Source organism: Pseudomonas sp. Lz4W (assembly GCF_000346225.2).
In the GTDB taxonomy this organism is placed as follows: Bacteria; Pseudomonadota; Gammaproteobacteria; order Pseudomonadales; family Pseudomonadaceae; genus Aquipseudomonas; species Aquipseudomonas paraversuta.
Window position 1 is genome coordinate 2,479,874 of the sequence record NZ_CP017432.1, and the last position, 17,959, is coordinate 2,497,832.

Consider the following 17,959-nt stretch of genomic DNA (forward strand, 5'->3'; position numbering starts at 1 on the left):
AAAACAGTACAAAAAACAGTACAAAAAAAAACCCCCGCCATTGTTGCCAATGGCGGCGCTGTCATTTCATCAAACGGTCGTTGAACCTTGGGACACTGGCAAGTTGCAGGACTCGCCACGCCCCATCGGGTAGTACTGCAACCCTGCACGCGCCAGACGCTCGCCGTCATACAGGTTGCGTCCGTCGAAGATCACCGGGGTTTTGAGGCGGGCCTTGATCAGATCAAAGTCCGGCGCCTTGAATTGTTGCCACTCGGTACACACGATCAGTGCGTCGGCTCCGTTGAGGGTCGATTCCGGAGTCCCCATCAGGCTCAGGCGCGGTTCGTCACCGTACAACCGTTGGGTTTCCTGCATGGCTTCAGGGTCGAATGCGCGAACGTCGGCGCCGGCATCCCACAGTGCCTGCATCAATACGCGGCTCGGTGCATCGCGCATGTCGTCGGTATTGGGTTTGAACGCCAGGCCCCACAGGGCGAAGGTTTTACCTTTCAGATCACCTTTGAAGAACCCGTTGATGCGATCGAACAGCTTGTGCTTCTGGCGTTCGTTGATGGCTTCAACCGCCTGCAGCAGGTCGCTGGAGCAATTGACTTGCTGGGCACTGTGGATCAGCGCGCGCATGTCTTTGGGGAAACACGAGCCGCCATAGCCGCAGCCAGGGTAAATAAAGTGGTAGCCGATGCGGGTATCGGCACCGATGCCCAGGCGCACTGCTTCAATGTCGGCCCCCAGGTGCTCTGCCAGTTCGGCAATCTGGTTGATAAAGCTGATCTTGGTGGCGAGCATGCAGTTGGCGGCGTATTTGGTCAGCTCGGCGCTGCGCAGGTCCATGAAAATAATACGGTCATGGTTGCGGTTGAACGGGGCGTAAAGGTCGCGCATCACTTCGCGCACTTCTTCACGGGCGCAGCCGATGATGATGCGATCCGGACGGCGGCAGTCAGTCACTGCCGAGCCTTCCTTGAGGAATTCGGGGTTGGACACGACGTCGAATTGCAACGAGCGCCCGGTCTGGCTCAGCGCTTTATTGATATGGATCGTCAGGGCGTCGCCGGTGCCTACTGGAACGGTGGATTTTTCTACCAGGATCAACGGTTCAACGCGATGGCGGGCGACTGCGTCTCCGACCGAGAATACTGCGCCCAGGTCTGCCGAACCGTCTTCGCTGGGCGGGGTGCCCACGGCGATAAACAGCACCTGGCCGTGCTCAACCGCGAGTTTCTCATCGCTGGTAAATCGCAGGCGCTTGCTTTCAAGGTTATCCCGCACGAGGCTGGAGAGTCCCGGTTCAAAAATACTGACATGACCTTGTTGCAGCAGTTCGACCTTCTTCTGGTCGATGTCCATGCAGATCACATCGTGGCCGACTTCCGCCAATACCGTCGCCTGCACCAGGCCTACATAACCACTACCAAATACACTGATTTTCATGCGCAGTTCCTGGAACTTGGGGTACGTCGAGAGTTGATCGTTAGTACCCCCAGAATGACCAAGGTCACACCAAGGGTTTTCGAAAGGGTGAAGCTTTCATGGAACACCGGCAGGCTGGCGGCCAGCAGGTACACCAGGGCGTAACTGATGCTTAACAGCGAATAGGCGCGGCCCAGGGGCAAGTCCCGCAAGGCCAGCAGCCAGCAGAGCATCGATAGCGCGTAGGCCATGATGGCCGCAAAAACCACACCCAGCGCCGGCACTGATACCTCCCCCTGACTGATCGCGCTCAGCCATTGAGCAGGTTCCGGCAGGCGGGTCATGCTCCAGCGCATGCCCAGTTGGGCCGTGCTGACCAGCAACACGCTGGCCGAGGCAAAGACAAATCCACGGCGCAGGCTCATGTGTGCTGTCCTAACAGGACCACACCGGCAATTACCAGCCCTACACCTATCCAGTGACGCCGATCGATGTGTTCTTTGAACAGATAGCGGGCTACCAGGGTGATCAGCACAAAATTCAGGCTGAGCATCGGGTAGGCAACCCCGACTTCAAGCCGTTGCAGTACCAGCAGCCATACCAGCAAACCGAAGCCCAGGCACAGCAGTGCCAGCCACAGCCAGGGCGATTGCAGCTTTTGCGCAACCCCGGACTCGGGGCCGCGCCAGCTTTCGACTGCGTATTTTTGGGCAATCTGGCCTGCGCAGGTCAGCAGGCAGGCCAGCAACAGAAGTGCAAATGTCATTGGGCGCTCTGCGGGAAGATCAGAATCACCATGTTGCCGTCGTCATAACGCTGGCCATCTTCAGGCAGCATGTCCATTTCATGGCTTTCATCGCTGTCCTTGACCCGCATTACCACGCCCACCGGACCCTGGCGTCGCGCTTCAGTCATCCACGGGCCAATGTCGGCCAACGCAATGCTTTTGCCTTTGGCATCGTCATAGGTCAGGCCGTATTTGACTTCACCCTGGGTGTTGTACAGCGTCACATCGGGGCGGCGCAGGCGCCAGGACAAGGCAGAGGCTGCACCCAGATCGTTGCTGAGCAAGGTTTTGGCCTGGGACAGCTCCTGGATATGCTCAAGAATGAACTGATCGGGCATTTTGTTGTGCACAACGCTGCTGGGCATGCTGGCTGGTAACGCAAGCACCAGAACCCCCATAGCCAGGGCAGGCGCCGCCCACATCTTCAGCGGCCGGGAAAGTGTCAGCAGGCCGGTGACGATCCACGTCAGCAGCACGCCGACCAGCAACGCCATGTGTTGCGGCTCGTTGTCATAGAACGGTTTCTTGATCTGGAAGTAGATCAGGGCCGCCAGTCCCGCACTGCCCACCAGCAAGTTGACCAGGCCGTTAAAGCGCAAGGCACCGGTTTTGGCCTGTTCTACCCGCTGGATCATCCCGTGGCCCAGCAACAGAGCCAGCGGCAACATGCACGGCATGATGTAGGTCGGTAACTTGCCTTTGCTCAGACTGAACAAGGCCAGCGGCAGCAGAAACCATAGCGACACGAAAACTACGCTGGCATGGCGCTTGTTCTGCCACGCATCCTTGAACGTAACGGGCAACAGGGCTGCCCAGGGCAGGCTGGAAACCACCAGCAGCGGCAGATAGAACCACCACGGGCGCCCGTGCTGGGCATCGTCACCGGCAAAACGGCGAATATGCTCGTGCCAAAAGAAGAAGCGCCAGTAGTCAGGCTCCTGGGCGTGAACGGCGAGGACCCAGGGCAGCGATACAAGGGCGGCCACCAGCATGGCCACCAGACCGTATTTGACCAGCTCGACAAAGCGCTTTTGCCAGATCATGTAGGGCAGGGCAATCAACACCGGCAACAGCAGGGCCAGAAAGCCTTTGGTCATAAAGCCCATGCCACAGGCAAAACCCAGTACAGCCCAACTGATCAGGCGATCGCGCCGGGTGCTGCTGTCAACCGCAAACCACAACGCGACCAGACTCAAGTTAACCCACAGAGTGAACTGCGGGTCGAGGTTCGAGTAACCCGCCTGGCCGGCGATCAGGCCGAATGTCATGTAGACCAGGGCGCAGGCAAAGCTCTTGCGCGGGTCATTCCACAAACTGCGGGCCACGACATAGGCCAGGAACACACTGAGGCCGGTGGCAACGGCGGAGGCTATGCGCACGCCGAACAGGTTTTCGCCAAAAATGGCCTGGCCTATGGCGATCATCCAGTAGCCCGCAATCGGCTTCTCGAAGTAACGCAAGTCCATGAAGTGCGGGGTGATCCAGTTGCCGTCGACCAGAATTTGCTGGCCGATTTGCGCGTAGCGTGTTTCGTCCGGGATCCACAAACCGTGGGTGCCCAGCGGCAACAGATAAAACGCGATAAAAGCCAGAACCAGAAGCGGTATCGTCCAGCGCTGAGTCATGGTTTCTGCACTCCCAGCCAGCCTTCACGCCCGTCCAGTACGCCCCGGCTCAATTGTCCGGCTGCAATACTGTCGGGATCGGCGGGCAGCAAATCCCGCAAGGGCTGGAAATGAATGTCACGGGTACGGGCCTGCGCCAGTAATTGACGGAAGTCGTTAGCCATCAGAATCCCTTCTACTTCAGCGTGGATAGTGTACGCATTCAGCTTTTGTGGGCTGAAGCGATCAAGAATGTATGAATTGAAGTCGGCGGCACTCAGCTCTGGCCCGACCACTTCATCGAAAGTGGGTAGATCCACAGGGATTTGCGGCGCGCCCAGGCTGCCGTCGGCCAACCTTGGCCGAAACAGACTGTGCCCGCGGCAATCACTGTTGTAACGAAAGCCAAAGGTTTCCTTGGCCTGGACTACGCGCTCGTCTGCACGCCAGCCGGCGGCGGCCGAACATTCGACCGCCTGGCCGGTAATGTCGCTCAAGGTGTCGACGCCGCGCCGGATCTGCTCGATCAGTTGCGCCTCGCTCCAGCGCCCGGTGTTGGCTTGCCAGCCATGGTGATCCCAGGCATGCAAGCCGACCTCATGGCCCGCAGCCAGGGTCTGGCGCATTAAATGCCCCAGATCCTTGCCGATGGGCTTTCCTGGCCAGGCAGTGCCGGCCAGCAAAATATCCCAGCCATAGAGGCTGGCGGCCTTGGAACGCATCATCTTCCAGAAAAACTGGGGCTTGATCAGCCGCCATAAATGGCGGCCCATATTGTCAGGCCCCACGCTGAAAAAAAACGTGGCCTTGATCTGGGCTTCATCGAGCAGTTCGAGCAACCGCGGAACCCCTTCTCGGGTTCCACGGTAGGTATCGACATCTATGCGCAGTCCAGCTTGCATTAGCGTTTTTCCGCGATTTCAACCATGGCTTCACGCAGGAAGAAATCCAGGGTCTTGCCAATGGTTTCGCTGAGTTCGGTCGTCGGGGTCCAGTCGATCAGGCGACGGGCGTTCTCGACGCTTGGCTTGCGGTGGCTCACGTCCTGATAGCCGGTGCCGTAGAACGACTGGCTTTCAACATCGCGGAAACCGGCAAATGGCGGGAAGTTGTCACGCAGCGGATGCGCTTCGAACTGACGCAGCAACTCTTCACCCAGTTCACGGATACTGGCTTCGTTTTCCGGGTTGCCAATGTTGATGATCTGGCCGTCGCACTTGCCGCCTTTGTTGTCGATGATGCGCGCCAGAGCTTCGATACCATCGGCCACGTCGGTGAAGCAGCGTTTTTGTTCGCCACCGTCTACCAGACGAATCGGGGTGCCTTCCACGAGGTGCAGGATCAGCTGAGTGATGGCGCGCGAGCTGCCAACCCGTGCCGAGTCCAGACGGTCGAGACGCGGGCCCATCCAGTTAAATGGACGGAACAGGGTGAACTTCAGGCCTTTCTGGCCGTAGGCCCAGATCACGCGGTCCAGCAGTTGCTTGGAGACCGAGTAGATCCAGCGCTGTTTGTTGATCGGGCCAACAATCAGGTTGGACGTGTCTTCGTCGAAGTTCTTGTCCTGGCACATGCCATACACTTCGGACGTGGACGGGAAGATCACACGCTTGTTGTATTTGACGCAGTAGCGCACCAGCTTGAGGTTTTCCTCGAAGTCCAGTTCGAATACACGCAACGGGTTGCGGGTGTATTCGATTGGCGTGGCGATGGCCACCAGCGGCAGAACCACGTCGCATTTTTTGATGTGGTACTCGATCCACTCGGTGTGGATGCTGATATCACCTTCCACAAAGTGGAAGTTCGGGTGGCTGCGCAGACGCTCAATGGCGTCAGAACCGATATCCAGACCGTAAACTTCGTACTGGTCGTCCTGCAGCAGGCGCTCGGACAGGTGGTTACCGATAAAGCCGTTAACCCCCAGGATCAGGACGCGGGTACGGCGGGCCTTGCGACCCGACTCGCTACCGCGCAGACGCGAACCTTCTACCAGACCCAGTTCCCGGGCCAGTTGCGGGCCGCTCAGGTACAAGCCGTTTTCATTGCGCTGACCGGCAGTCACTACCAGCGAGTCCTGACCACAGGCGATGCGCAGCGGATCGCAACTGATGACCTGGCCCGGTGCGTGGCCCTGGTTACCGGCAACCACTTCGGCGCCCCAGACGATCAGTTTGTGCTCGCCCACTGCACAGAAGGCCCCCGGATAAGGTTGAGTAACAGCCCGAACCAGATTGAACAGCTCTTCTGCAGGGCGTGCCCACTGCAGCAGGCCATCAGCTGGCGTGCGACGACCAAAGTAGGTGGCTTTGGATTCGTCTTGCGGGGTTTCCTTGAGCTTGCCCTGGGGCAGCAGCGGCAGGGCTTCGGCCAGCAACTGGGCAGCGGTTTCGCGCAATTTGCCGTGCAGGGTCAGTGCGGTGTCGGTGCGTTCGATGCTGATCCGTTGTTGCGCCAGAATGTCGCCTGCGTCGGCTCGTTTGACCATACGGTGCAGGGTCACGCCGGTTTCGGTTTCGCCCTTGACCAGTACCCAGTTCGCCGGAGCGCGGCCGCGGTAGCGCGGCAGCAACGAGCCGTGCAGGTTGAAAGCACCCTGGCTGACGCTGGCCAGCAACTCTTCGCCCAACAGGTTGCGGTAGTAAAACGAGAAAATGTAGTCGGCGTTCAGCTTGCGGATACGTTCGATCCACAGCGGATGGTTGGCGTCTTCCGGTGCATGTACCGGAATGCCTTTGCGGGCACACAGCTGGGCGACTGAACCATAAAAGTTATTTTCTTTCGGGTCATCGGCATGGGTAAACACAGCAGCAATTTCGTAGCCTGCATTGAGCAAGGCTTCAATGCCTGTGCAGCCAATATCGTGATAGGCGAAAACAACGGCTTTCAAACTCATGATTGAACCTGTGTCGAAGTTGAAGAAGTCGGGGTGCAAGTTGAAACGGTAGAAGTTGCAGGTTCGGCGCGAACGATTTTTTCAATGAAAAACCGTGGCCGGGCCCGCACATCGCTGTACATGCGGCCCAGGTATTCGCCCAGTAGCCCCATGCCGATAAATTGGCCGCCGGTAAACACGAACAGCACCGCAAACAGTACGAAGGTGCCGTGTCCGGCCCACGAGGCGCCGAAGATCAGACGCAGCATGATCAAGGCAATGGCGAAGAGCACGCCCAGTACCGCCATGCTGAAACCGATGATGCTCAGCAGACGCAAAGGTGTGGTGGTCATGCAGGTGATCAGGTCGAACATCAGGTTGATCAGGCGCATGGGGCTGTACTTGGAATCACCGTGTTCGCGCTCGGCATGTTCGACCAGCACTTCAGTGGTGTGCCGGGCAAAACTGTTGGCGAGAATCGGGATAAACGTACTGCGTTCGCGACAGGCGAGCATGGCCTCAACGATGGAGCGGCGATAGCAGCGCAGCATGCAGCCGTAATCGCTCATGGCAACACCTGTCGAGCGTTGCACGGCCAGGTTGATCAGCCGTGACGGCCAGCGGCGCCAGGCGGAGTCCTGCCGATTGTTGCGCACTGTGCCGACCACGTCGTAGCCCAGGGCTGCCTGGGCGACCAGGCGCGGGATTTCTTCCGGCGGATTTTGCAGGTCGGCGTCCAGAGTGATGACAACATCGCCTTTGGAATGCTCGAAGCCCGCCATGATCGCAGCATGTTGCCCATAGTTACGATTGAGAATTACCGCAACTACCGGGCTGCCTTCGCGTGCAGCCGCGTCCTCGAGGATTTGCGCCGATTGATCCCGGCTGCCGTCATCGACCAGAACGATTTCATAGGCCTGCGTCAACTGTGCACAGGCTGCTTCAGTACGGCGCAATAGCTCAGGAAGACTCTGCTCTTCGTTGTAGACCGGTATGACGATCGACACGCACTGGATAGGGTAGGGTTTCAAATTATTCGTTCCAGTCAGTTTCAATGGCACAAGACGACTCGGTAAAAGTCGATCTACTTGCGCGCAGGCCAAGGCTCGCGTGCACGTGGAGTAAAGACTATTACGTCTAAAGGTAAAGTCATCGGACTACGATATCTGCATGATTTTGTTGCAGACTTTTGCGTACTTCCGTCGCAGGAATGAGCATACGTTAAACGCAGAGTTGTGAAAAACCTATGAAAGTTCGATCAAGGTCCCATGCTTTTAAGGGCTAGACAGCTGTTATTCAGGAAAGCATTTCTCGCGTCCAAACATCCAGCGTTTAGAGGCTTTTCAGTAACGCATTATCTTTTAGCGCTTGTTGCGCTAATAAAACAGTGATGCAGGTCGGGATAGGGCACATATAAATATTCAGTAATTAATGCGCCAACCTGCGGGCATGTGATGCGAGTCACATCGGTTGGCGCATTCAAACAGGCTATTAGTTCAGGCCGAGCTTGCCACGCAAGGTCGACAAGTCTTCGGCCAGGGTGTTGACGGGGCCAATCAACGCCTTGCGGTCGTTGTCCTTGACCTTGTCATAGGTTTCAAAGCCGCCGTCCTGGGTACGGTATTTGGCCAGAATCCTGTCAACAGTGGCGAAGTTCTTGTCCACCTTGGCTGCAAACGCCTGGTCGCTCTGCTGGATCTGGCTGCGAAACAGGTCGAAGATTTTTTTCGCGCCGTCAACGTTCCCCTGGAAGTCGTACAGATCAGTGTGGCTGTAGCGGTCTTCTTCGCCGGAAATCTTGGTAGCAGCCACTTCTTCCATCAGCGAAGCGGCGCCACCGACAACTTTCTCAGGCGGGAACGTCAGCCCGGCGACACGCTTTTGCAGGTCCTGGACGTCTTTGTTCAGCCCGTCTGCCAGTTCATTCAGGCCCTGGGTGCTGTTCTCGGAAAACAGGCTGTATTCGATGCGGTGAAAACCGGTGAAGTCCGGGGCTTTTACCCCTTGTTCATGATCGTCGACCCGGGAGTCGATCGACGCGTCCAGGTCGCTGAACAGTTCGGCAATAGGCTCAATGGACTCGTAATGGACGCGAGTCGGAGCGTAGAGCTTTTTGGCTGTGGCCAAATCACCCTTTTTTACCGCATCGGTAAATTGCTGCGTACTGCCGGCCAGTAGATCAAGCTGCTCGGTGACGTAAATCTTGTAGTCCGAGACCGGGCCCACCAGATCCAGCGGTGCAGTCGCTGCCAGGGCCGAGAGCGGGGTATGGAGCAAGCCAAGTGTGATGAGCAGTGCGAATGGCGTCTTCTTCATGGGGCTTTTCCGGTTGGGTTCAGATGATTGGGTCAGGCGTTGGCAACAGGTGCGGCGGCATTGAGCAAGGAACGCCCAATGAAATCCTGCTCGTCGCGCACCCCGGGCAGCGTGAAGAAGTAACCGCCGCCGACCGGCTTGAGGTATTCCTCCAGGGGTTCGCCATTGAGTCTGGTTTGCACCGCGATAAAGCCTTGTTCCAGATCGCTCTGGTAGCAGATGAACAGCAGTCCCATGTCCAGCTGGCCGTTTTTGTTAACCCCGTTGGAGTAGTTGAACGGTCGACGCAGTATCAGGCTGTTGCGGGTTTGTACCGTGCGCGGGTTGGCCAGGCGGATGTGTGCATCAAGCCTGGTCACTTTGCCATCGGGATCGTTGCTGTAGTCCGGGACATCGGTTTCATGGGCGCCATCCATGGGGGCGCCACTGGCTTTGTTGCGACCGAAAATACTTTGCTGCTCTTGCAGCGGTGTGCGGTCCCAGCGCTCCACGAAGTTGCGGATGATGCGTACCGCCTGGTAACTGCCGTTGACCGCCCAGTGCGGTTCGTCAGTTTCGGGCCCGACCCAGACAATGCTGTTCATCAGGCTGTTGTCGGTGGAGTCCGGGTTGGCCGAGCCATCGCGAAAGCCCAGAAAGTTGCGCGCGCTTTGCGCCGGCTCGCCGGGCTTGGTCGGCGCTTGTGGCGGCACTGTACCTTCCTGCTTCCAGCGCACCAGCAACAAATCCGGCAGGTTTTTCACAATGTCGCGCAGGGCGTGAATATTGGTGTCCGCAGTGTTGGCGCAAAACTGCAGGCTCAGATCGCCATGGCACTGTGCAGGCTCGAGTGCATCGTTGGGGAAACCTTGCATGCGGCTCAAGCGCTTGGGCTTGGCGGTCGCCAGGCCAAAGCGCTCATCGAACAGCGACGCCCCCACCGAGACCGTCACCGTCAGGTTGTCCGGTGTCACCTGCGGGCCGAGAATCCCTGAGTCAGGAGGCGGCAGCCTTGGGTCGGCCTGAGGGGCCGGGCCGCCCTTGACCAGGAACGCAATGCGTTGATTGAGGGTGCGAAACAGGCGTTCCAGGTCTTGCCGATCGCTGGCCAGCACATCAAAAGCCACCAGCATGCCCGCTGCGGGGCGCGGGGTGAGAATACCGTTTTGATGCTGGCCGTAATAATCATGCCGGTCCCGGGTTTTATCGCTGCTCGGGGCCTGGGTCACCTGAACGTTTTGCCCGCCACTGGCGGCCATGGCCGGGCAGCTCAAAGCGCCGCCTGCCAGTGCCGCCCCGGCGACTCCCATGCCCAGCAGCACACGACGGCGCTGCAGATTGAATGGATCAAGACTGTTTTCTGAGTCGCTCATGTGCATCTCGTCTGCAATTACAGGCCTCAAAGGCCAAGGGCGGGATCGATTCCATCGAGTGCATCGGCCAGAGCCTTGGCCTTGTTACTGATAGCTTGACGCCGCAGGTCGCTCACGGTGTCGTAAGTGATGTAACCCTGGGGTGTTTTGAGGCTGTTGATCTCAGCCTCGAGCGCGGTACTGGCAGTATCGATACGCTGCAGGAGCTCGGCATTGTTCTTGGCCAGTAAAGGACGCAACAGATCAACGACCTTGCGTGTGGTCTGCAGGTTGGCGGCAAAACCACTGAGGTCGATATGACTGTAACGCTCTTCTTCGCCGCTACCGGCGCGGGTATCGGCCAGGTTATGCAGGGTCCGGGCGACAATGCTGACTAATTGCCCGGGAGGCAGTGACTGGGCCAGCAACTGCTGCTTGAGCAACACCGCATTGGCATGCAGTTGCTGGGTAAAGACACCCAGGCCCTGGGTGCTGCTCTGGGAAAACAGCCCGTACTCGATGCGGTGGAAACCGCCGAAGCCGGGGTCCTGTTCACGTTTTTCGAAGTAGTCCGCGCGGGCGTTGATGGCGTTGTCCAGTTCGGCCAGGCGTTGCGCTGCCGGGGCCAGTCGCTGATAAGCCTCGCGGGCGGGCAGGTAAAGCGCCCGGGCCTGTGCGAGGTCGCCCGTGGCAATGGCTTGCGACAAGGCATCCACCGCCGTGATCAAAGCGTTGCCCTGGCTGTTCAGATAGACCCGGAACTCAGACAGCGGACCGATAAATGCCACCAGGGACGGTCGCGCTTTGGCGCTGGCCTGGGATTGGGCAGTAGGCGTGACGTGCAAGGTGCCGCGCGGGTTGCTGAGCAAGCCGCAGGTGATGGCGTAATCCCCGGGTGCCAGTGTGGCATTGATCACCTGACTAAGGCCGGGAGCGATGTTTTCACGCTCCTCGACCACCAGTACGCCATCCAGAATTTCCCACTCCACAGCCCGCTCGGAGGCGTTGACTATGCGAAAGCTATTGAAGCCTGCGGGTACCGACAGCGAGTCGGGCTCGCAACTGTGGGGGTGAATGGTCACGGTGATTTCAGAGCTGTGAGCCTTGCGTTTGGCCGCAGCCAGCTGGGAGGCGTAATAGAACAAAGCGCCGGCCGCGATCATCACGATCACCGAGCCGGCCACCGCCCAGCGCATGGCGCGAGGGGGTGTAACGCTTGCAGGGGTAGGCATGCAGGACCTTATGGGTTTGTCACTGAAGAAACGGGGGCGTTTTTGGGGCTGGCGGCAGGGCGAAAGAACATCGCCAGCGTCAGCAGCAGGTAAATCACATAGGCGCCAAGCACGCTCACTGTGGGCGCATCCTGATACCCGAACATGCCGGCCAGCACAGAACCCGCCGGTCCATCCATTGGCAGTGCGGCACTGATATCAAACACCACGCCTTGCAGGTGGTTCCACAAGCCGGCTTCGTGCAGGGCCTGTACCGAGTTGGCCAGAATGCCTGCGGCAACCAGCAGAATGAACAGTCCGGTCCAGCGGAAGAACAGGCCCAGATTCAAGCGCATGCTGCCGCTATAAATGGCGAAACCGACGAAAATGGCGAGGACCAGACCGAGCAGGGCGCCCAGCGGTGCTGCGGGGCCTTCGCTCTGCTGAAACACGGCGAGCAGAAAGAACACGGTTTCGAGTCCTTCGCGGGCAACTGCAAAGAACACCATGGCAATCAGTGCCGTGACTTGATGTTTTGACCCCGCGAGGGCGTGATCCAGGGAGGTGTGAAGAGAGTGCTTGATGGAGCGCGCCACTTTGCGCATCCAGAACACCATCGAACTGAGAATGCCGACGGCGATCAGACCGACAATGCCTTCGAAGAGCTCCTGCTGTTTCTGCGGGAACTCTGCACTCATCAGCTCCAGGCCGCCGCCCACCAGCAGGGACAGAGCGACAGCAAGGAAGACTCCGGTCCACACGGCGGGCATCCACTGTCCGCGCCCCGTTTGTTTGAGGTAACTGGCAATGATGCCGACTATAAGAGCGGCCTCGATTCCTTCGCGCAGCATGATCAGAAATGGAACCAGCATGGGATGAGTACCGCGTCACGAATTGGCCAGGTTGGCAATTTGTAACATTTTGATACTCATTTACAAACAGGAATCGATTGCATTTGCTGAACGCTAGCTGAACAAAGACTTGACCCGGGTAATCGCTGGCGAGGCTCAAGGCCGCGAAGGCCTTGTGCACGGCTCTCGGGCGTCGCGCACGGTCCTTCGCACCTTATCGCAGCCTCGTTCCTCGTCAGCGAGTACGGGTTTCTAGTCGGCTGTTTGTTCGGGTGTGTCGTCTTTCTGCGCTTTCAGGCTTTCAAGTGCTGCTTCGGCTTTTAGTGCCCGCAGGGTCAATGCCGTACTGGCTTCCTGCGCCTTGCTTTGCGCTTGTTGCAAGCCTTCGCTGTCCTCAAGTGCAACCCGCAAGCGTTCCTGGAGCAGGGTGCGCTCGTTTTCCAGCTTAGTTAACTGGCTGCTGAGCTGGCCATTGAGGTTGCTCAATTTGTGTTGCTGGTCGTTGGACTGATTCAGTTCCTTGCCCAGTGCGCGGCTTTCGCTCAATACGCGCTCGTTGTCGCGATGCAGCTGGGTGATCTCATCCTGGCGTACCAGTGCACTTTGTTGTGCCTGGCGCAGTTCCATCTGAATCTGCTGAACCTGTCCTTCGTGGCGGCGCTGATCCTGCTCGCGCTGCTCTTTGACGGCGCTGCGGTAGTGCTCAAGTGCTTCGCGGGCATGCAGGTGTTTGTCTTCCAGCGAGCGAATTTGCTCGTCGCGGTCTTTGAGGCGCAGCTCAAAGTCGCTGCAAGCCTGATTCAGCGCAGCGTTGCGGGTTTGCTCGGTCTGCAGCATGGAGCGTGTGGACTCAAGATTTGCCGTTTCCTGGCTCAGTGCATTGCCCTGGATCTCAAGTTGCTGCTGGAGCCGGGTTTGCGTCTGTTGTGCCTGGTCGAGCTGCTCCTGCAGCGTTGCCTGGAGTTGTTCGTAGTGTGCCCGGGCCCGATCGATCGGCTCCTGGGCTTGCTCTTGCAGGCGCTGGGCGAGGCGGGCGACCAGCTCCGCCAGTTCGTCTCCGAGCTGTTCCTGTGGCGCGCCCCGGCGTGAATCGACCTCCTCCAGCTCTTTCAGATAGCGGTGGATAGTGGTTTTCGACCCGGTATTTCCCATCTCGATACGTACTGCATCAATGCTCGGGTGTTCGCCACGGGCCAGGATTGCCGTGCGTGCAATTTGCACCACCGCCTTGTTTACGCCGCCACGGGCCATGGTCTTCTCCTACGATTATGTACTGTGGTATGTATCATGTAATTACATACTATATTATCGATTAAATTTTGTCTTTATTTAAGAATCAAGAGGCGGGATATACTGGTATTATCCCGTGTTAGAGCCTTGGAACTGCTTTTAAGGCCCGTTTTCAGTACGCCAATCAAGAGAACTGCCCATGAGCGAGCTGGATCGCTACTTAAACGCCGCGACCCGCGATAACACCCGCCGCAGTTATCGGGCAGCCATCGAACACTTCGAAGTCACCTGGGGCGGGTTCCTGCCTGCCACCAGCGACAGCGTGGCCCGCTACCTGGTGGCTCACGCCGGCCAGCTCTCAATCAACACGCTCAAGTTGCGCCTGTCGGCCATTGCCCAGTGGCATAACAGCCAGGGGTTTGCCGACCCGACCAAGGCGCCGGTGGTGCGCAAAGTGTTCAAGGGCATCAGGGCCTTGCACCCGGTACAGGAGAAGCAGGCTGAGCCGTTGCAATTGCAGCACCTGGAGCAGGTGGTCGACTGGCTCGAAAGTGAGGCCCGGGCGGCGCAAGCCAATGCCGATCAGCCTGCACTGCTGCGAGCACGACGGGATGCGGCTCTGATTCTGCTGGGGTTCTGGCGCGGGTTTCGCAGTGACGAGCTGTGCCGCTTGCAGATCGAGCATGTGCAAGCGGTGCCAGGCTCCGGCATCACCCTGTACCTGCCGCGCAGCAAAAGTGACCGCGACAATCTGGGCAAGACCTTTCAGACCCCGGCCTTGCTGCGGTTATGCCCGGTGCGGGCCTACATTGAGTGGCTCAATACCTCGGCGCTGGTCCGCGGCCCGGTGTTTCGTGGCATAGACCGCTGGGGCAACCTGGGGGAGGAGGGGTTGCACGCCAACAGCGTAATTGCGCTGCTGCGCCAGGCCCTGGAACGCGCGGGAATTGCTGCAGAGCAATACACCAGCCACTCGCTGCGTCGCGGTTTTGCAACATGGGCCCATCAAAGTGGCTGGGATTTGAAGTCGCTGATGAATTACGTCGGCTGGAAGGACGTAAAGTCCGCCATGCGCTATGTTGAAGCGACCCCGTTTACGGGGATGAGCATTACCGCGCAAAAAGTTATCGATGTCTGACGAGGGTTGAAATGGCGCAAGGTGGCCCCTATTTGGTTTTCTACTATCTATAGGCTCACCTGATAGCTAAAACCAATCGTCAGCATCAGCTTTGCCAATGAGCCAGATACGAAATGAGTTGTTAGGATTCACCCCATCAACTTTTCAACCCTGACGGAGAGACAACGATGCCTATCATCAACAGCCATGTAAAACCGTTCAAAGCTACTGCATACAAAAACGGCAGCTTCGTGGAAGTGTCGGACGCTGACCTGAAAGGCAAGTGGTCTGTCGTTTTCTTCTACCCGGCCGACTTCACTTTTGTTTGCCCGACCGAACTGGAAGACCTGGCTGACAACTACGAAGAGTTCAAAAAACTCGGCGTGGAAATCTACAGCGTGTCCACTGACACCCACTTTGCTCACGCTGCCTGGCACAACACTTCGCCAGCCATCGGCAAAATCCAGTACACCATGATCGGCGACCCTACGCTGACCATCTCCCGCAACTTCGACGTACTGATCGAAGAAGCAGGCCTGGCTGACCGCGGTACTTTCGTGATCAACCCTGAAGGTCAGATCAAAATCGTCGAGCTGAACGATGGCGGCGTTGGTCGTGACGCTTCCGAGCTGCTGCGCAAAATCAAGGCAGCCCAGTACGTTGCTGCTCACCCGGGTGAAGTTTGCCCGGCCAAATGGAAAGAAGGTGAATCCACCCTCGCTCCATCGCTCGACCTGGTCGGCAAGATCTAAGCCTGTGAGCCAGCCAAGGGCGGTGACCCGCACCTGAGTTGCACGCAGCATCGCCCTCAAAACGCCCGGGCGACATTCGCTCGGGCGTTTTTTTTACACAGTATTAAAGGTCAAAGGAGATCGCCCGTATGTTGGACGCCAATCTAAAAGCACAGTTGAAGTCATACCTGGAGCGGGTTACCCAGCCGATCGAGATCGTTGCTTCCCTCGACGACGGTGCGAAATCCCGTGAAATGCATGACTTGTTGAAAGAAATCGCCAGCCTTTCCAGCATGATTACCTTGCTGGACAACGGTACCGATGCGCGCAAGCCTTCGTTTTCGTTGAACCGCCCGGGCGGCGATATCAGCCTGCGTTTCGCAGGCATCCCAATGGGCCACGAATTTACTTCGCTGGTGCTGGCCTTGCTGCAAGTCGGCGGCCACCCATCGAAAGCCAGTCCTGAAGTGATTGAACAGATCCGCGCCCTCAAGGGCGAGTTCAACTTCGAGACTTATTTCTCGCTGTCATGCCAGAACTGTCCAGATGTGGTGCAGGCGCTGAACCTGATGGCTGTATTGAACCCGAACATTCGCCACGTGGCGATTGACGGCGCGCTGTTCCAGGACGAAGTCACCGAACGTCAGGTGATGGCAGTTCCCAGTGTTTACTTGAACGGCGTGAACTTCGGCCAGGGCCGTATGGGTCTGGAAGAAATTCTCGGCAAGCTGGACACCGGCGCCATCGAGCGTCAGGCCGAAAAAATCAGCGCCAAAGAGGCGTTTGATGTGCTGGTCATAGGCGGTGGTCCGGCCGGCGCAGCGGCTGCCATTTATGCGGCACGTAAAGGCATTCGTACCGGCGTCGCCGCTGAACGCTTTGGCGGTCAGGTGCTGGATACCATGGCCATCGAGAACTTTATCTCGGTGCAGGAAACTGAAGGGCCAAAGCTGGCCACCGCCCTTGAAGAACACGTCAAGCAATACGACGTCGACATCATGAACCTGCAGCGTGCCGACAAGCTGCTGCCGGGCAAGGCGGGCGAGTTGCATGAGGTGAAATTTGCCAGTGGTGCCTCGCTGAAAGCCAAGACCGTGATTCTGGCAACCGGTGCCCGCTGGAGAGAGATGAATGTACCCGGCGAGCAGGAATACCGCAGCCGTGGCGTCGCTTACTGCCCGCACTGTGACGGCCCGCTGTTCAAAGGCAAGCGCGTTGCAGTTATCGGCGGTGGCAACTCGGGTGTTGAAGCGGCAATCGACCTGGCGGGTATCGTTTCTCACGTCACCCTGCTTGAGTTCGATACCAAACTGCGGGCCGATGCGGTGTTGCAGCGCAAGCTCAACAGCTTGCCGAACGTAACCGTGATTACCAATGCCCTGACCACCGAAGTCACAGGCGACGGTCAGAAGGTCAATGGTCTGCGTTACAAGGATCGGGCCACAGACGAGTTGCACCACGTCGAGCTGGAAGGGATTTTTGTCCAGATCGGCTTGCTGCCGAACACTGACTGGCTTAAAGGTACGATCGAGCTTTCACCTCGCGGCGAGATCGTGGTTGATGCCCGTGGTGAAACCAGCATCCCCGGCATCTTTGCCGCCGGCGACGTCACTACCGTGCCATACAAGCAGATCGTGATTGCGGTGGGCGAGGGCGCCAAAGCTTCGCTGAGTGCTTTTGATCACCTGATCCGCTCGGAATAACCGGCTGAAACAAAAAAACCCATGAGCGATCATGGGTTTTTTTTGCATCCGGTTTACATCGGTTGCGGCTGGATAATCTCGACCCAGTAGCCGTCCGGGTCTTTGATAAATGCCAGCGACTTCATGCGCCCGTCAGTCAGGCGCTTCTGGAAGTCCACACCCAGCGCCTCGAAGCGTTCGCAGGCGGCAACGATGTCCGGCACCGAGATGCAAATGTGGCCAAAGCCGCGCGGGTCAGTGTTGCCGTTGTGGTAGACAACGCTGTCGTCGGTTTCCGAACCGTGGTTGTGGGTCAGTTCCAGAATGCCGGGAATCGACTTCATCCACAGGGTACGGGCGGCATCGTCAGCCGGGATCTGTGCCTTATCAACCAGCGCCAGGAAATACAGGCTGAATTCGGCTTCCGGGAAGTCGCGCTTTTCAACCAGCGAGAAGCCCAGCACCCGGGTATAGAAATCCAGGGACTTATGGATGTCCTTGACGCGGAGCATGGTGTGGTTGAAGACAAAATTCTGGGTAGCGCTGTCTGGTTCGCCAGTGACGCCAGGGATGTTGTTCAGGTCTTGCAGGCTCATGAACCCTCCGAAAGTGATACGTGGTGATCGGTCGCTACGGTGAGCGTGATGGGCGAATGATACGGAATCCGGTGGCTTGCGCCAAACCCGTTTTCAGCCGGGGCAGGCATCAGCGTGGCGGGTCTTGGCAAATTCCGGGCAAAAAGAAGCCCGCCGAAGCGGGCATGGGGCGCTAGTCCTTTAGCAGCCCCCATCCTGTGACCATTGGTGTGAAAAAT

Annotated in this window: 16 protein-coding genes; 3 read left to right on the forward strand and 13 right to left on the reverse strand. The window is 58.1% G+C overall.

The features are described from left to right. Positions 1-69 precede the first annotated feature (69 nt). From B195_RS11460 to B195_RS11515, 12 genes are all read right to left on the reverse strand, one after another. Positions 70-1,434, reverse strand: coding sequence for a UDP-glucose/GDP-mannose dehydrogenase family protein (locus B195_RS11460; RefSeq protein WP_003445400.1), 1,365 nt, complete (start codon positions 1,432-1,434; stop codon positions 70-72). Continuing rightward, on the reverse strand, positions 1,431-1,838 hold the full coding sequence (arnF, locus tag B195_RS11465; RefSeq protein WP_003445402.1) for a 4-amino-4-deoxy-L-arabinose-phosphoundecaprenol flippase subunit ArnF: 408 nt from the start codon (positions 1,836-1,838) through the stop codon (positions 1,431-1,433). Before arnF ends, B195_RS11460 begins: the two co-directional genes overlap by 4 nt. Further along, complete coding sequence (gene arnE, locus B195_RS11470; protein ID WP_003445404.1) at positions 1,835-2,179, reverse strand: 4-amino-4-deoxy-L-arabinose-phosphoundecaprenol flippase subunit ArnE; 345 nt, start codon at positions 2,177-2,179, stop codon at positions 1,835-1,837. Before arnE ends, arnF begins: the two co-directional genes overlap by 4 nt. After that, entirely contained in the window at positions 2,176-3,825 is a 1,650-nt protein-coding gene (arnT, locus tag B195_RS11475) for a lipid IV(A) 4-amino-4-deoxy-L-arabinosyltransferase (protein WP_003445406.1), read from the reverse strand. Before arnT ends, arnE begins: the two co-directional genes overlap by 4 nt. Further along, a complete protein-coding gene (gene arnD, locus B195_RS11480) occupies positions 3,822-4,706 on the reverse strand; it encodes a 4-deoxy-4-formamido-L-arabinose-phosphoundecaprenol deformylase (protein WP_003445409.1) in 885 nt (294 codons plus the stop codon). Before arnD ends, arnT begins: the two co-directional genes overlap by 4 nt. Next, positions 4,706-6,697: a bifunctional UDP-4-amino-4-deoxy-L-arabinose formyltransferase/UDP-glucuronic acid oxidase ArnA gene (gene arnA, locus B195_RS11485; RefSeq protein WP_029612633.1), complete on the reverse strand. Its 1,992-nt coding sequence runs from the start codon at positions 6,695-6,697 to the stop codon at positions 4,706-4,708. The genes arnD and arnA overlap by 1 nt, the downstream gene beginning before the upstream one ends. Beyond that, positions 6,694-7,707, reverse strand: a complete 1,014-nt coding sequence (arnC, locus tag B195_RS11490) for an undecaprenyl-phosphate 4-deoxy-4-formamido-L-arabinose transferase (protein WP_003445413.1) — start codon at positions 7,705-7,707, stop codon at positions 6,694-6,696. Before arnC ends, arnA begins: the two co-directional genes overlap by 4 nt. A 460-nt stretch (positions 7,708-8,167) precedes the next feature. After that, positions 8,168-8,992, reverse strand: a complete 825-nt coding sequence (efeO, locus tag B195_RS11495) for an iron uptake system protein EfeO (protein WP_003445415.1) — start codon at positions 8,990-8,992, stop codon at positions 8,168-8,170. A 32-nt stretch (positions 8,993-9,024) separates the two neighbouring features. Then, on the reverse strand, positions 9,025-10,344 hold the full coding sequence (efeB, locus tag B195_RS11500) for an iron uptake transporter deferrochelatase/peroxidase subunit (RefSeq protein ID WP_003445416.1): 1,320 nt from the start codon (positions 10,342-10,344) through the stop codon (positions 9,025-9,027). 26 nt (positions 10,345-10,370) lie between these two features. After that, positions 10,371-11,555: an iron uptake system protein EfeO gene (gene efeO / locus B195_RS11505; RefSeq protein WP_037001772.1), complete on the reverse strand. Its 1,185-nt coding sequence runs from the start codon at positions 11,553-11,555 to the stop codon at positions 10,371-10,373. 8 nt (positions 11,556-11,563) lie between these two features. Continuing rightward, the gene (efeU, locus tag B195_RS11510; RefSeq protein WP_003445418.1) at positions 11,564-12,406 is read right to left on the reverse strand and encodes an iron uptake transporter permease EfeU; all 843 of its coding nucleotides are present in this window, start codon (positions 12,404-12,406) and stop codon (positions 11,564-11,566) included. Positions 12,407-12,637: 231 nt separating this feature from the next. Then, complete coding sequence (locus B195_RS11515; protein ID WP_003445419.1) at positions 12,638-13,636, reverse strand: DNA-binding protein; 999 nt, start codon at positions 13,634-13,636, stop codon at positions 12,638-12,640. Between the two features lie 178 nt (positions 13,637-13,814). Here B195_RS11515 and B195_RS11520 point away from each other — a divergent pair, with 178 nt between their 5' ends. The 3 genes from B195_RS11520 to ahpF all read left to right on the forward strand — a co-directional run bounded on the left by B195_RS11520 (position 13,815) and on the right by ahpF (position 17,166). Further along, positions 13,815-14,753, forward strand: coding sequence for a site-specific integrase (locus B195_RS11520; RefSeq protein ID WP_003445420.1), 939 nt, complete (start codon positions 13,815-13,817; stop codon positions 14,751-14,753). Positions 14,754-14,920: 167 nt separating this feature from the next. Continuing rightward, positions 14,921-15,484, forward strand: a complete 564-nt coding sequence (gene ahpC / locus B195_RS11525; protein ID WP_003445433.1) for an alkyl hydroperoxide reductase subunit C — start codon at positions 14,921-14,923, stop codon at positions 15,482-15,484. 128 nt (positions 15,485-15,612) lie between these two features. Further along, the gene (gene ahpF / locus B195_RS11530) at positions 15,613-17,166 is read left to right on the forward strand and encodes an alkyl hydroperoxide reductase subunit F (RefSeq protein ID WP_003445435.1); all 1,554 of its coding nucleotides are present in this window, start codon (positions 15,613-15,615) and stop codon (positions 17,164-17,166) included. Positions 17,167-17,219: 53 nt separating this feature from the next. Here ahpF and gloA read toward each other — a convergent pair whose 3' ends face one another. Continuing rightward, entirely contained in the window at positions 17,220-17,741 is a 522-nt protein-coding gene (gloA, locus tag B195_RS11535; protein ID WP_003445437.1) for a lactoylglutathione lyase, read from the reverse strand. Positions 17,742-17,959: the final 218 nt, after the last annotated feature.

Excerpts from the sequence above, each read along its gene's own strand:
- B195_RS11515 (WP_003445419.1), bottom strand. The coding sequence starts at position 13,636 with ATGGCCCGTGGCGGCGTAAACAAGGCGGTGGTGCAAATTGCACGCACG.
- arnT (WP_003445406.1), bottom strand. The coding sequence starts at position 3,825 with ATGACTCAGCGCTGGACGATACCGCTTCTGGTTCTGGCTTTTATCGCG.
- B195_RS11520 (WP_003445420.1), top strand. The coding sequence starts at position 13,815 with ATGAGCGAGCTGGATCGCTACTTAAACGCCGCGACCCGCGATAACACC.
- B195_RS11460 (WP_003445400.1), bottom strand. The coding sequence starts at position 1,434 with ATGAAAATCAGTGTATTTGGTAGTGGTTATGTAGGCCTGGTGCAGGCG.
- ahpC (WP_003445433.1), top strand. The coding sequence starts at position 14,921 with ATGCCTATCATCAACAGCCATGTAAAACCGTTCAAAGCTACTGCATAC.
- efeB (WP_003445416.1), bottom strand. The coding sequence starts at position 10,344 with ATGAGCGACTCAGAAAACAGTCTTGATCCATTCAATCTGCAGCGCCGT.
- efeO (WP_037001772.1), bottom strand. The coding sequence starts at position 11,555 with ATGCCTACCCCTGCAAGCGTTACACCCCCTCGCGCCATGCGCTGGGCG.
- arnD (WP_003445409.1), bottom strand. The coding sequence starts at position 4,706 with ATGCAAGCTGGACTGCGCATAGATGTCGATACCTACCGTGGAACCCGA.
- arnF (WP_003445402.1), bottom strand. The coding sequence starts at position 1,838 with ATGAGCCTGCGCCGTGGATTTGTCTTTGCCTCGGCCAGCGTGTTGCTG.
- efeO (WP_003445415.1), bottom strand. The coding sequence starts at position 8,992 with ATGAAGAAGACGCCATTCGCACTGCTCATCACACTTGGCTTGCTCCAT.
- arnA (WP_029612633.1), bottom strand. The coding sequence starts at position 6,697 with ATGAGTTTGAAAGCCGTTGTTTTCGCCTATCACGATATTGGCTGCACA.
- efeU (WP_003445418.1), bottom strand. The coding sequence starts at position 12,406 with ATGCTGGTTCCATTTCTGATCATGCTGCGCGAAGGAATCGAGGCCGCT.
- arnE (WP_003445404.1), bottom strand. The coding sequence starts at position 2,179 with ATGACATTTGCACTTCTGTTGCTGGCCTGCCTGCTGACCTGCGCAGGC.
- gloA (WP_003445437.1), bottom strand. The coding sequence starts at position 17,741 with ATGAGCCTGCAAGACCTGAACAACATCCCTGGCGTCACTGGCGAACCA.
- ahpF (WP_003445435.1), top strand. The coding sequence starts at position 15,613 with ATGTTGGACGCCAATCTAAAAGCACAGTTGAAGTCATACCTGGAGCGG.